The sequence below is a fragment of the Propionicimonas sp. genome (assembly GCF_047606205.1).
GTDB lineage: Bacteria > Actinomycetota > Actinomycetes > Propionibacteriales > Propionibacteriaceae > Propionicimonas.
This window is the reverse complement of sequence record NZ_JASGES010000154.1, coordinates 1-14,060: the sequence shown is the minus strand read 5'-3', so window position 1 is coordinate 14,060 and position 14,060 is coordinate 1. Positions and strand designations below refer to the sequence as shown.

Here is a 14,060-nt window from a genome sequence, read left to right as displayed (position 1 = left end):
GCGGCTGGCCGGGGCCGGCTTCACCGAGCTGCGCGAGCCCGACGCCTGGGACGCGGCCGGCGCCCACTACGTGCTGCGCGACGGTGCCGTCGTCGCCTGGCGGACGCCCGACGCGGTGGCCGGCCCGGTCGGCTTCCGGATCGTCGGGGCCCACACCGACTCGCCCGGCTTCAAGCTCAAGCCCGAGCCGTCCGCCTACGCCTACGGCTGGTCCCAGGCCGGGATGGAGGTGTACGGCGGGCCGCTGCTCAACTCCTGGCTGGATCGCGAGTTCGGGCTCGCCGGACGGATCGTCACGCGCGCCGGGGAGGTCAGGCTGGTCCGGACGCCCGCCTGGCTGCGGATCCCGCAGGTCGCCCCGCACCTCGACCGCAGCGTCAACGAGAGCCTCCACCTCGATCGGCAGGTGAACCTCAAGCCCGTCTTCGGCACCGCGTCCCTCGACCTGCTCCAGGCGGTGGCCGGCAGCCTCGGCCTGCACCGCGACGAGATCGACGGGCACGACCTGTTCGCCGCGGTCACGGAGCCGCCGCAGGTCATCGGCGTGACCGGGGAGTTCCTCGCGTCGCCGCGACTGGACAACCTGACCAGCGTGCACGCCGGCGTCGTCGCCCTCGCCGGGACGGACGCGGCGACCCAGGTGCAGGTGCTCGCCTGCTTCGACCACGAGGAGATCGGCAGCGCGTCGCGCAGCGGGGCGTCCGGGCCGTTCCTGGAGAGCGTGCTGGGCCGGATCGCGTCCGGCCTGGGCTGGGGGAGCGAGGAGGTCGCACGGGCCCTGGCGAACTCCTTCGTGGTGTCGGCGGACGCCGGGCACGCCGTCCATCCGAACTACCCGCAGTTGCACGACCCCGACCACCGGCCCACGGTGAACGGCGGCCCGCTGCTGAAGGTCAACGCCAATCAGCGCTACACCAGCGAGGGGCCCTCCACGGCGCGCTGGCTGCGGATCTGCCGTGCGGCCGGCGTTCCCACCCAGCCGTTCGTGTCGAACAACTCGGTGCCGTGCGGTTCGACGATCGGCCCGCTCACCGCCACCCGGCTGGGCATCGAGAGTGTGGACGTGGGCGTCCCCCTGCTGAGCATGCACTCCGCCCGCGAGCTGTGCGGTGCGGAGGATCCACGGTGGCTGGCCCGGGCGCTGGAGGCGTTCTACGCGGAGGCGGACGCCTAGGAGACTGCTGGACAATCGTGTCCCGGCTGCGGTGCGCCGGGTCGGGCGGTCTGCGGCGGCCACACCGGGGGCACAGCGCCCGGGATCGCCCCCACGATGTGGCCGTGACGCTCATCCGGCCCGGCACGTCCTCGCTCGGAACAGCATTGATCAGCAGCCTCCCGGGTACACCTGGCCGGGCAGCGGGACCGCTGTCGCGCGGTCGAGCGGGAGCGGCGCGAACAGGTGCGGGTAGCCACCCTCCACGACGAGCGGAAGGCCGGACGCCTCGAGTTCGAGCAGCACCAGCGCGTCGTCGTCGACATCGGGGTGAACACGCCACCGCGTCCCTTCGACCTGGTCGGCGAACGAGCAGTGCACGAATCCCGCCTGCTCGTAGCCGACGCCGGCGGTCGACCAGGGGTACGCGCCGGCGGCCACCGCCGCGTCCCAGGCCGCGCGCAGGGCGAGGTGGAACACCGGCCCCCGCGTCGGGACGGGCTCGCCGAGCAGGCCGAGCCCGACCAGGTCGGACCGCAGCCGCTCCGCGTCGGCGAACCGCAGCCCGGTCAGCCCCAACGCGGTGGCCGCCTCGACGTTCGCCGGCGAGTCGTCCACGAACACCGCCGCGGCCGGCTCCACGCCCAGGCGCTCGCAGGCGAGCAGGAAGATCGCCGGGTCGGGCTTGACGATCCCCTCCGACCCGGAGACGACGATGTCGGCGAACCGGTCGAGGATGCCGAAGCGGCGCCTGGTCAGCAGAAACGTCTCCTCGGCCCAGTTGGTGAGCGCGCCGAGGGTGAGGTGGCCCGCGGCGAGCTCCGCGATCACCGCCGAGGTCCCGGGGACCATCCCGGTGACGCTGTGCAGAAAGTGGCGCCGGTAGCCGCGGATCCCCTCCGCGTCGGCGGGGAAGCGGCGGACGAGCTCGGCCTCGGCCCCGTCGATGCGCGCCCGCCGGTCGTTGTCCCGGTTCCACTCCGCGAAGCCGACCCGGTCCATGAAGGCGGGGACGTCGGCGGCCGGCATCACCTGCCCGAAGGCGCGCTCGGGCTGCCAGTCGAGGACGACGCCGCCGAGGTCGAAGATCACCGTGGTCAGCTGCATGCGTCCAGCTTCTCGCGCCCTGAACCGGGACGGGGTGGGGCCGCCCCCCGTGTCCGGTGGCCGGACTCACGCCACGGCGCACCGACGGCAGCGGCCGGCCAGGTCGCGACCGGCGGCTGCCCTCGCGCCCGATAGGCTTTCTCCTCGTGGCTCTCACCATCGGTATCGTCGGCCTGCCCAACGCGGGCAAGTCCACCCTCTTCAACGCACTCACCCGCAACGACGTCCTCGCGGCGAACTACCCGTTCGCGACGATCGAGCCCAACGTGGGGGTGGTGGGGGTACCGGATGATCGACTCGCGGTGCTCTCGGACCTGTTCCACTCCGAGCGGATCGTGCCGGCGACGGTGAGCTTCGTCGACATCGCCGGGATCGTGAAGGGTGCCTCCCGGGGCGAGGGGATGGGCAACGCCTTCCTCGCGAACATCCGGGAGGCGGACGCGATCTGCCAGGTGACCCGCGTGTTCCGCGACCCTGACGTGACCCACGTGGACGGGGCGGTGAACCCGGGCAACGACATCGAGACGATCCGGACCGAGCTGATCCTCGCCGACCTGCAGACCATCGAGAAGGCGCTGCCCAGGGTGGAGAAGGAGGCACGGATCCGGAAGGATCGGGTCCCCACGCTCGAAGCGTTCCGGCAGGCGCAGTCCACCCTCGACTCCGGGGTGGGCGTGCACGCCGCAGGGCTCGACCTGGAGCCGCTCAAGGAGCTGTTCCTGCTCACGGCCAAGCCGTACCTGTACGTCTTCAACTGCGACTCCGACGAGCTTGCCGACACCGCCCTGCTGGAGCGGATGCGGGCGCTGGTGGCGCCGGCGGAGGCGATCTTCCTCGACGCCAAGATCGAGTCGGAACTGGTCGAGATGGAGCCGGAGGAGGCGCGTGAGTTCCTCGTCGAGATGGGGATCGCCGAGCCCGGCCTGGACACTCTGGCCCGGGTCGGCTACGAGACCCTCGGCCTGCAGAGCTACCTGACCGCGGGCCCGAAGGAGTCCCGGGCGTGGACGATCCGGAAGGGCGCGACCGCACCCGAGGCCGCCGGCGTCATCCACACCGACTTCCAGAAGGGGTTCATCAAGGCCGAGATCGTCAGCTTCGACGACCTGGTCGCGGCCGGCTCGCTGAACGCGGCGAAGGCCGCAGGCAAGGTGCGGATGGAGGGCAAGGACTACGTCATGGCCGACGGCGACGTGGTCGAGTTCCGGTTCAGCAAGGCTTGAGACAGCCACGGGTCACGAACGCCGCCTGTCGCGACGACGCGCTGCAAGAGGTATCCGGGCGACTGGCCCGGACCCGTGCCGTCGGAGTGCCCCTTGTCGCGATCCGGCCACTCAACGGCATCCCGCGAGGCCGCGACGCCTCAGCTCCGGCGTCCCGTGGACAGATCGCGACACCTCTTGCCGGAGCGGGTCGATCCCCGGGCGCGAGCTGCCGGTGTTCACTTTCGAGGTCCCGGCCCGCCGGCGCTGAGTTGCCTGCGGCGGACTCGGCAGGGCGCGCGGGCGGCGGCTGGAGTACCCTCGTGGCGAAACGGGAGTTCGGGTCGGCCGGTTGCGGTTGGCCGGTGCTCCCCAGACCAGTGCCGCTGAAGCTCTTCCGGGGGAGCCTTGCCGACTCGTCCACCGACGACCGCCCCAGTACTGTCCGGGTTCTCCTACCTGCGACCCCTGGGTTCTGGCGGCTTCGCGGACGTCTACCTCTACGAGCAGGACCTGCCCCGCCGCCAGGTCGCGGTGAAGGTGCTGCCCCCGGCCCTCGCGGACGCGGACGTGCGCCGCATGTTCAACGCCGAGGCCGACGTCCTCGCCCGGCTGAGCGCCCACCCGTCCATCCTCACCGTGTACCAGGCCAGCGTGTCCGCGGACGGGCGCCCCTACATCGTCATGGAGTACTGCCCGACCTCCCTCGGGGAGCGCTACCGCCGGGAGCGCATTCCGGTGGCCGAGGCGCTCGCGGTGGGCATCAAGGTCGCCGGCGCGCTCGAGACCGCCCACCGGATCGGCCTGATCCACCGCGACGTCAAACCGTCCAACATCCTGCTCACCGAGTTCGGCGTCCCGGTCCTGTCCGACTTCGGCATCGCCGCCTCGCTCACCGCGACCGGCACGGACGAGCTCTTCGCCATGTCCGTGCCGTGGAGTGCGCCCGAGGTGATCGCCGAGCGCACGGCGGGCAGCGTCGCCTCCGAGGTGTGGGGGCTCGGCGCCACCGTCTACTCCCTGCTCGCCGGGCGCAGCCCCTTCGAGCGGGAGGGCGCCGGCCAGAACACCGCAGAGCAGCTCCGGCGCCGGATCGTCCGCGCCGGCTACGTCCCGACCGGGCGCGGCGACGTCCCGGCCGCGCTCGAGGACGCCCTGGCCACGGCACTGCGGCGAGATCCCGGCGCCCGCTTCGCGAGCGCCGGCGAGTTCGCCGTGGCGCTCCAGGCCGTGCAGCGAGGCCTCGGGCAGCCCGAGACCCCCCTCGAGGTCGCGCCGAGTCCCTGGACGCCCCCCGGAGTGGACTTCTCCGACAGCGGGTTGCGTGGTCCGGTCCGGGCCAGCGTCGCCCACCCCAGCGCCCGCAAGCGGTCCGCGGCACCCGCCCTCGGCGGCCGGACCGCCGAGAGCGGGACCCCCGACCCCGGTCCGGCGGTCGCGACCCGTCCGGCCTGGCCCTGGCTCCTGGTCGGGGTGGGCGCCACCGTCCTGGTCGTGCTGGCCGTCGTGATCCTGCACCTGTGGCGGGTGGTGTGATGTCCGCGCGGTTCCTGATCAGGGCCGGCGTGCTCGTCGCGGTCGCCGGTCTCGTCGTGGGCGGGGTGCTCTGGCCGGGCCTGGACGCCCGCCGCGCCGCCGGCACCGACGTCTCGGTCTGGGCACTGCAGTCCGGCGAGGGCCAGCGGTACGCGCGGGTGAACACCGAACTCGGCGAACTCGACACCGTCCGGCAGGTGCACAACGCGACCGGGGTCACGCAGGCCGGCGGGGCGGCCTACCTGCTCGCCGACGGGGTCGGCCGCCTGGTGCGGATCGACGCATCGAGCCCCGCCGACCTCGACTCCGACGCGCTGGAGGAGGCGCCCGCCACCCCGACCGGCACCGTCGACGTCGCCAGGGCCGGCGACTTCGTCGCCTTCCGCAGCGACGCGGGCACCGTCTCCTACGGCCACCCGGGCAGCCTCGGCGCGCTGAACCAGCTGCGCGATCCGGAGGCGACCGGCGCGGACGCCGCACCGTTCAGCGCCGACGCCGTCTCCCTCGACGACCGGGGCGTTCTCACCGCCTACGCGGGCAGGACGGGACGCGTCCTGCGCTACGACATCGCCGCCGCCACGCTGCTCTCCCTCGACCGGGTCGCGGACGCGCCCACCGGCAGCGGCCTGCAGGTCAGCGCCGTCGGCGACCACTGGGTGCTGCTGGCCGGCGACGGGCGCCGGGCGTGGGTGTCGGGAGTGGCGGCGCCCGTCCTGCTGCCCACCAACGGGGCCGTACAGCTGCAACGGGCGACGGCGGACGGCGCCCTGGTCGCCCTCGCCGACAGCCGCGGCCTGGTCAGCATCGACGTCCGGGGCGTGGCGAGCCGCCTGTACCTGGCGAGCGCGAGCCTCGGCATCCCTGCCGCGCCCGTGGTCGTGGATGGAGCGCTGACCGCGGCCTGGCTGCCCCCCGACGGCGCCGGGACGCTGTGGCGGGACGGGGTCAGCAGCGAGCTCGACTACGCCGGACGGAAGCTCGCCGAGGATGCGGTCCCGCAGTTCCAGCTCGGATCGGACCGGGCGATCCTCAACGAGACCCGCTCCGGGTGGGTGTGGACGCTACCGGACGGCCGGCTGGTCCCCTCCAGCCAGGACTGGTCGCTGGCCGAGCCGCAGCAGCAGGACAGCTCCGAGCAGGGCAGCCGCACCGAGGTCGTGCTCGACCCCCGGCCGCCGGTCGCCCAGGACGACCGGTTCGGCGTGCGCGCGGGAGAGCTGGTCAGTCTGCCGGTGCTGCTCAACGACCACGACCCCAACACCGACGTGCTCACCATCGACCCCACCCGGGTCTCCGGCCTGGACCCGGGGTTCGGCCGGCTCACCCTCACCGACAACGACCAGCGCCTGGCCGTGCGGGTGGCCGCCGGCGCGCGGGGCAGCGCCACCTTCACCTACCGGGTCACCGACGGCACCGCGGCCGCCGGACGCTACTCGGACCTGGCCACCGTCACCCTCACCGTGGCCGCGGGCACGGCCGAGGAGGCGCCGGTGTGGTGCCCGGGCGACTGCCTGGCCAGCTGGCCCCAGGCCGAGGTCGCACCCGGGGGCACCGTCACCGTCCCGGTGCTCACCGGCTGGGTCGACCCCGACGGCGATCCGCTGCTCGTCCTCGGTGCCCGCTCGACCAGCCGATCGGTGTCGGTGGCGGCCACGCCCGAGGGTGACGTGGTCGTCCAGCACCACGATGCGTCCGCCACCGAGGCGGAGAAGGTGGCCGTCGAGGTCACGGTCGCCGACACCCGCGGCGGCACCGCGACCAGGCAGCTGACCGTGCGGGTCACCGGGCGCCCCGCGCTGGCCGCCGAGTCGTTCGCCACCACCCAGGCCACGGGCGAGCCGCGCAGCATCTCGCTCGCCGGCCACGTCACCGGAACGGCAGCCACGCTCGAGCTCAGCGAGGTCCGCGTCCACGGCGACGGCACGGCGGCCGTCGTCACCGGGTCGCTCGCCTTCACCTTCTCCTCCGGTGAGGCCGGCACCCGGATCATCGACTACACGATCACCGACGGCTCCACCAGGGCGACCGCCCAGGTGCGGGTCACCCTCACCGACGGCACCACGGCGGGGCTGGCCACCGCCCCGGTGCTCGCCTTCGTCCGGCCCAGCGAGGACGCGACCCTCGACGTGCTGGCACCCGTCGACAATCCCACCGGACGCGTCCTGCTGCTGAGCACAGTGACCTCCACGGCGGAGGATGGCGCCACCCTGACCGTCGACGTCGTCGGCCAGTCGTCGCTGCGGGTGCTCGGCACCACCGCGGACGGAGCGCCGGGACGGCTGGGCACCGTCGACTACACGGTCTCGGACGGGGAGGGCGCGCAGGTGCGCGGCCAGGCCACGGTCTACCTGCTGCCACCGGCCGCCCGGGTCGCCCCGATCGCCGTCGACGACACGGTCACCGTCCGCGCGGGCGCCCAGCTCGACATCCCGGTGACGGCCAACGACATCGCGCCGTCGGGCAGCACGGTCACCCTCGACCCGCGCTCGGTCCGCAGCACCGAACCCTCCGCCCTGGCCTTCGCCTCCGTCAACCTCGTCCGCACGCTCGCGCCGGCCACCCCCGGCAGCTACCGGATCACCTACTCGGTGTTCGCCTACGGCAGCCCCGACCTGGCGGCCGACGCCACCGTCCACGTCACCGTGCTGGCGGGGGAGGAGAACCGCGCCCCGCGCCCCGGAACCCTGACCGGGCGGGTGCTCAGCGGGGAGAGCGTCGAGATCGGCTTCGACGACCTCGGCATCGACCCGGACGGCGACGCCGTGCGGCTCGACCGCGTCCTCACCCAGCCCGCGCGCGGGTCGGCGGCGGTGTCGGCCGACGGCCGCAGCATCGTCTACACCAGCGTGGCGGGCGACGAGGGCGGCCAGGTGGCCTTCGGCTACCGGGTCCTCGACAGCAGGGGCGCCACCGGCGAGGGCACCGTCCGGGTCGGGGTGCTCGACGAGCAGGCCAGTCCCGCCCCGGTCACCTACACCGACGACGTCCAGGTCCAGGCCGGTGCGGCGAACAGCGTGCGGGTGGCTGCGGCCGCCAACGACATCGACCCGACCGGCGGCACGCTCCGCATCACCGGCGTGCAGCCGAACGTGCCGAGGACACTGGCGGACGGCTCGGCCAACCCCGACTTCGCCCGGCTCCTGGCGCTGCTCGGCGAGCGGACCGACAGCGACGTCGTCATCTCGGCGGGCGAGGCGCCCGGCACGCTGTCCTACCGGTACGACGTGGAGAGTTCCTCCGGCAACACCGGCACGGGGCTGATCGTGGTGAAGGTGGTCACGAAAGAGGTGCCGAACTTCCCGGTCGTCTCGGACACGGTGCTCACCGCGGAGACGCGCCCGCAGTTCGCCGCCGGCGTCGACGTGGTCACCGGCAGGGCCAGCTGGCCCGGCGGTGAGGTCTCCCGGCTCCGGCTGAGCCTGTGGGACGGCGCCGGCGCGGTCACCGACGCCACGGCGGACGGCTGGTCGGTCTCCGGCGAGGCGCCCGAACGGACCCGCACCATCCCGCTCCAGTTCACGGCCACCGGTGCCGACGGGACGCCGCTGACCACGTCCGACGGCAGCGTGATCGCGACCTGGGCCTTCCTCGTCGTGCCAGGGGCGAAGGACGTGCAGCTCACCCTGCGCAGCGGACGGGAACCGCGGGAGGTCGCCGAGGACGAGTCGGTGCGCTTCGACATGGCCGACCTGGTCGCGCTGCCCGGCCCCGGGGCCCTGCAGGTGGGCGATGACGGGCCGGCCGCGTCCGGCGCCAGGCGGAACGCGTCGTGCCGGCCGGTGTCGGGCACGGTCGTGGAGTACCGCGCCGGCCGCGGCGCGCCGTGGACGGACTCCTGCTACGTTCCGGTCAGACTGCAGGGCCAGGACTCCTGGACCGTGCTCGCGGTGCCGATCCGGGTGACGCCGGCCGCGCCGCAGCCGAGCCTGGGGCCTGCGTCGGTGACCCTCAGTCCCGGTGAGGACACCAGCTACGACCTGGCCAGGATGACCAGCTGGGACGGCGCCAGTGACCAGGCCGCCGTCACCTACACCGCGGCCACGGGCGGCGTCGACCTCTTCGACGTGGCGCTGAAGGGCCAGCGGATCTCGATCACCGCCCACGACGACGCGATACCCGGGCGCGACGAGCGGGTGCTGATCCGGATCACCAGCCACGACGGTGTCCGTCCCGCGGCGCTGACCGTGCGGGTCGGCCCTGCGCCGAGCCAGCTGCCGCAGGGCGGCACGGCGGGGGAGCAGTGCTCGCAGGCCAAGGGCGGCTCCTGCGAGGTGAGGGTGGTCGGTGCGCCCGGCGAGGTGAACCCGCTGCCGCGGACGCCGCTGGTGCTCATCGACGTGCGCAGCGGCGGCGACTGTCCCGGGGTGAGCTACACGGTCGCCTCCGCGACCACCGTGCGGGTGAGCTGGGCGGAGGGAACCCCTGGCGGCTCCTGCACGGCGACCTTCTCCGTCCGCGACGCCCAGCGGCGCACGACCGCAGGCGACCGGGACGGCCACCTGGCCGTGGACCTGCTCGGCTATCCCGAAGCACCCGACAGCGCCAGCCAGGTCGCTTTCTCGACTGCCTCGGTGACGCTGCGGGTGAAGCCCGGCGCCGCCCGCAACGCCTACCCGGAACTGAAGGGGTTCATCGTGCGCCGCGGCGGCGACCGGGTCGGCAGCTGCGACGCCGCAGGCGTCTGCGACCCGATCACCGCCCCGATCGGCGACCGCCGCTCCTACCAGGTGAGCGCCTACAACGCGGTCGGGGAGTCGAAGGCTGCGGTGAGCGTGGACGCGTGGGCGTACGGGTCCCCGCCGTCGCCGGACGGTGCCACGGCCGTGCCGGTCGTGACCTCCTCGGGCCGTGGAGAGGTCGTGGCGCTCGCGATCACCGGCATCGACGCCGCCCAGACCGACCGGCTGCGGATCTCCTCCGATGCCGGCGGCTCGACCACCGTGAGCGTCGGCCGCGACCAGTCCACCGTCGAGCTGCCGGCCTTCGAGGTGGGCTCCAACAGCCGCACCCGGATCACGATCACGCCGGTCTCCCGGTACAACTCCCCGCCCGACCTCGGCGGCTCCGGCGACCCGAACAGCATCACGGTCTACGGCAACGGCGTCGGCGCGCCGCAGGACCTCGTCCTCGACCTCAGCTCGACCGTCGCCCCCGGTGCGACGACCGCCGACCTGACCGCGAACGGGTCGGCGTCGGCGAACGGCGACGGCTCCGAGCTGCGTTACGGCTTCGCCAGGGCGGGTCAGCCCTGCCAGCCGACCGGTACCGCCACCAGCCAGGTCTTCAGCGGCGTCCGGGCCGGGGACGCCTACGACATCACGCTGTGCGCCGCGTCGGTCTACAACGGGCAGGTGTACGGCACCAGCGAGGTGACCCGGACCGTCCGGGCCGTGCAGGAGCCCGCCGCGCCCGGCGGCTACCGCTTCGTCGTGAACGCGTCCGCCGCCGGCTCCTCGGCCCACCCCCAGTGGCTGGTCACCGCCGACCCGACGTCCGCGGAGCAGCCGCCGTACCGGAACAAGGCCGTCTTCGACGAGCCGTCGGGGAGGTTCGGCCCCGACTTCGCCTCCGGGTTCCGCGTCCGGTACTGCCACGAGCAGTGGACCGACGAGTGCGGCGCCTGGGGCGTCGTGGCGGCCAATGCCGACGCGGCCGCGGGGCCGGTCGCGCCCTACCAGGTGCAGGTCACCGGGCTCGGCCTGGGTTCGTGCACGGGAGGCAGGGTGCCCACCTCGGCGGGGGAGTCGACCGGGGGAAAGGCGACGATCACCGCCGACGCGTCGAACGCCGACTACTGGGTGCCGGACGCATCCGGAGGGGGAAGCTGGCAGGCGGCGGGCAGCGACGGCACGGCGCCGGCCACCGCGACCAAGGTGCGCAACCTGGCGCTGCGGGTGGCCTGGCCGGCCGCGTGGGGCCTGACCGCCTACACCACCACGACCTGGGGCGACTGCGACCCCACCGCCACCCCGACGCCGACGGCCGCGCCGACGCCCACCGCCGACCCGACCGACACCCCCTGACCGAGGAGGACGACCCCATGACCCTCTCCGCCGACCAGGCCACCTGGTTCCAGCGCACCTTCGCCGGGATCGCGGACAACGTCGAGCAGGTGATCGTCGGCAAGCGCCACGTCGTCGAGCTCGTCCTGACCGCGATGCTGAGCGAGGGCCACGTGCTGCTGGAGGACGTCCCCGGCACGGGCAAGACCTCGCTGGCCAGGGCCCTGGCGCAGTCCGTGGAGGGCACGAGCACGCGCATCCAGTTCACGCCCGACCTGCTGCCGGGCGACGTCACCGGGATCACGGTGTACGACCAGAGGACCGGGGAGTTCGAGTTCCACGCCGGGCCGGTGTTCGCCAACGTCGTGCTCGCCGACGAGATCAACCGGGCCAGCCCGAAGACCCAGTCGGCGCTGCTGGAGGTGATGGCAGAGGGCAGGGTGACCATCGACGGCGTGACCCGTCCGGTCGGGCGGCCGTTCCTGGTGATCGCCACTCAGAACCCGGTCGAGCAGGCCGGCACCTACCGGCTGCCGGAGGCGCAACTGGACCGCTTCCTGCTGCGGACCTCGCTCGGTTACCCCGACCGGTCCTCCACCGTGCGCATCCTCGAAGGTTCCGCGGTGCTGCGCCGCGACATCGGCCCCGTGGTCTCGCCGCAGGCCATGCTGAACCTCGCGGCCGCCGCCCACGAGGTGTACCTCGACCCGCTCGTCTACGACTACATCGCCCGGCTCGTCGAGGCCACCAGGGACGCCGAACAGGTGCGGCTCGGCTCGTCGATCCGCGGCGGGATCGCGCTGACCAGGGCGGCCCGGACGCGGGCCGCGTCCCAGGGTCGGGGCTACGTCGTCCCCGACGACGTGAAGCTGCTCGCCCAGCCGGTGCTCGCCCACCGGCTGATCCTGCACCCCGAGGCGGAGTTCGACGGTGTCACCGCCGAGGCCGTGGTGGCGCAGGTGGTACTCAGCGTTCCGCCGCCCAGCGAGCGGGCCGCCGGCTGAGCGATGGAGTCCACCGAATCCCGGGCCGGCCGCAGCAGGGGACAGCCCGACTCCACCCGCACCCGGACGGTTCACCCGACCGGGCGCAGGGGCGCGCTGGCGGCAGCGGCGGCTTCGTGGCTGGGCCTCTGGCCTGCGGCGCGGACGCGGCTGGCCGCCGCGGGACGGATGGTGGCGAAGACCGTGACGCCGGCCGGCTGGCTGGTCGTCGGCGCCGCCAGCGTGGGTCTGGGCGTCGGGTGGCTGCTCGGCTGGGTGGAGTGGACCGTGGCGGGGCTCGCCGCCCTCGTGCTGGTCGCGCTGGCCGTCCCGTTCCTGGTGGGCCGCCCCGACTACGCCGTGGACCTGGGGATCACGGCCCGGCGGGTGGTCGCCGGCAGCGAGGTCAGCGGCGCGGTCGGGATCCTCAACCTCGGGCGTCGCAGCGCCCTGCCCGGGCGGCTCGAGGTGCCGGTGGGGTCGGGCCTGGTCGAACTCGCCCTCCCTCTGCTGGGGCCCGGGCGCGGGCACGAGGCGCACCTCGTCGTGCCCGCGGCCCGGCGGGGGATCGTCACCGTCGGGCCGGTCACGGCCGTCCGTGCGGACCCGGTGGGGGTGTTCCGTCGCGAGATCGCCTTCGACGACGTGCACGACCTCTACGTGCACCCGCGGACGGTCGGGGTCCCGTCCACGAGCGTGGGCCTGGTGCGCGACCTGGAGGGGTCGCCGACGCGTCAGCTGGTCGACTCCGACGTGTCGTTCCATGCGATCCGCCCCTACGTGGCCGGCGACTCGCGCCGCCAGATCCACTGGAAGTCGACGGCGCGGACCGGAGAGCTGATGGTGCGCCAGTACGAGGAGTCGCGGCGCTCCCGGGTGGCCGTCGTGCTCAGTTGCGCCGCGGAGGAGTACGTCGATGAGGACGAGTTCGAGCTGGCGGTGAGCGCGGCCGCCTCGATCGGCCTCCAGGCCATCCGGGACGGGCGGGACCTGGAGGTGATGGCGAGCGTCGAGGTCCCCGAGCTGCTCCGCGCCCGGGTGCGGGCGATCCGGACACTGCCCGCCCGCTCGCCGCGGGCGTTGCTGGACGGCTTCTGCACGGTGGAGTCGACGGCGTCGACGGTGCCGCTGGGCGAGGTGTGCCGCCTGGCCGCGGCGGCCTGCGACCAGTTGTCGCTGGCCGTGCTGGTGTGCGGCTCGCCGGTCGGCCTGCGGGCGCTGCGGCAGGCGGCCCTCGCCTTCCCGGCCGATGCCGCGGTGATCGCGGTCGTGTGCGACGAGCGGGCCCGCCCGGCCATGCGCCGGTTCGGCAGCATGGCCGTGCTCACCGTGGGCGTGCTCGGCGACCTCACCCGGCTGCTCGTGCGGGGAGCGCAGTCGTGACCGGCACCCGGCCGGCCCGGGCGCGTCGACGCGGGGGCTTCGGCCGGCTGGAGGCCGGCGGCACGGTCTACGTCCTGGCCGCCACGGCACTCGCCGTCTGGGCGGCGTGGCCGATCTACGCCTCGGCCGCCTACCTGCTGCTGGTCGGTGTCGCGGTCGCCCTCGCTGCGGCGCTCGCGGTCCTCGCGCACCGGTTCGGCTGGTCCGCGGCCGTGGTGGCGGGATCCGGGCTGGTCGGGCTCCTGGTGCTCGGCCCGGTCGTGGCCGTCCCGGCGTACCGGGTGGGCCTGGCGAGGGGAACCGCGTCGTTCCTGGCCGGTCTCGCGACGGCCTGGAAGGACCTGGTCACGGTCGAGCTGCCGGTCGGCGGGTACCGCAACCTGCTCGCGCCCGCGCTGGTGGTCTTCCTGATCGGCCCCCTCGTGGCGCTGCTCGCGTCCTGGCGGCGCTCCGGCGGCTTCGTCGCGGCCGCGCCGGTCGCGCTCGCCATGGCCTGGTTCGGGCTGGCGTTCGGCCCCGACGTGGCCACCCCGCCGGTCCGGGTGGCCGGCGTGCCTGTCGCCGCCCCCCGCGAGGCGGTGATCGGCGGGGCGTCGCTGCTGCTCGCCCTGGGCTGGCTCGCCTGGCGGGCCCGCGCCGAGCGGACCAGGACGCTGCAGCGGGCTGCGCGGGCGAGCGGCGTCCGGCTCACCAG

At 74.2% G+C, this 14,060-nt stretch carries 8 protein-coding genes; 7 read left to right on the top strand and 1 reads right to left on the bottom strand.

Annotated features, from left to right (window positions below):
- Window positions 1-1,174: M18 family aminopeptidase (locus QM633_RS09685; protein ID WP_415153550.1), on the top strand; the 1,174-nt coding region annotated here is incomplete at its 5' end.
- A gap of 150 nt (window positions 1,175-1,324) precedes the next feature.
- Here QM633_RS09685 and QM633_RS09680 read toward each other — a convergent pair.
- A complete protein-coding gene (locus tag QM633_RS09680) occupies window positions 1,325-2,260 on the bottom strand; it encodes an HAD-IA family hydrolase (protein WP_415153549.1) in 936 nt (311 codons plus the stop codon).
- A gap of 146 nt (window positions 2,261-2,406) precedes the next feature.
- Between QM633_RS09680 and ychF the strand changes: the two genes are divergently transcribed.
- The 6 genes from ychF to QM633_RS09650 form a co-directional block, all read left to right on the top strand.
- Window positions 2,407-3,483, top strand: coding sequence for a redox-regulated ATPase YchF (gene ychF / locus QM633_RS09675; RefSeq protein ID WP_415153548.1), 1,077 nt, complete (start codon window positions 2,407-2,409; stop codon window positions 3,481-3,483).
- A gap of 387 nt (window positions 3,484-3,870) precedes the next feature.
- Entirely contained in the window at window positions 3,871-4,998 is a 1,128-nt protein-coding gene (locus tag QM633_RS09670; protein WP_415153547.1) for a serine/threonine-protein kinase, read from the top strand.
- Window positions 4,998-11,021 carry an Ig-like domain-containing protein gene (locus QM633_RS09665; RefSeq protein WP_415153546.1) on the top strand — a complete coding sequence of 2,008 codons (6,024 nt, stop codon included), beginning with the start codon at window positions 4,998-5,000 and terminating at the stop codon, window positions 11,019-11,021. The genes QM633_RS09670 and QM633_RS09665 overlap by 1 nt, the downstream gene beginning before the upstream one ends.
- A gap of 17 nt (window positions 11,022-11,038) precedes the next feature.
- Window positions 11,039-12,004: an AAA family ATPase gene (locus QM633_RS09660; RefSeq protein WP_415153545.1), complete on the top strand. Its 966-nt coding sequence runs from the start codon at window positions 11,039-11,041 to the stop codon at window positions 12,002-12,004.
- 3 nt (window positions 12,005-12,007) lie between these two features.
- Window positions 12,008-13,366: a DUF58 domain-containing protein gene (locus QM633_RS09655; RefSeq protein ID WP_415153544.1), complete on the top strand. Its 1,359-nt coding sequence runs from the start codon at window positions 12,008-12,010 to the stop codon at window positions 13,364-13,366.
- On the top strand, window positions 13,363-14,060 hold a 698-nt coding region (locus tag QM633_RS09650), incomplete at its 3' end, for a hypothetical protein (RefSeq protein ID WP_415153543.1). The genes QM633_RS09655 and QM633_RS09650, both read left to right, overlap by 4 nt.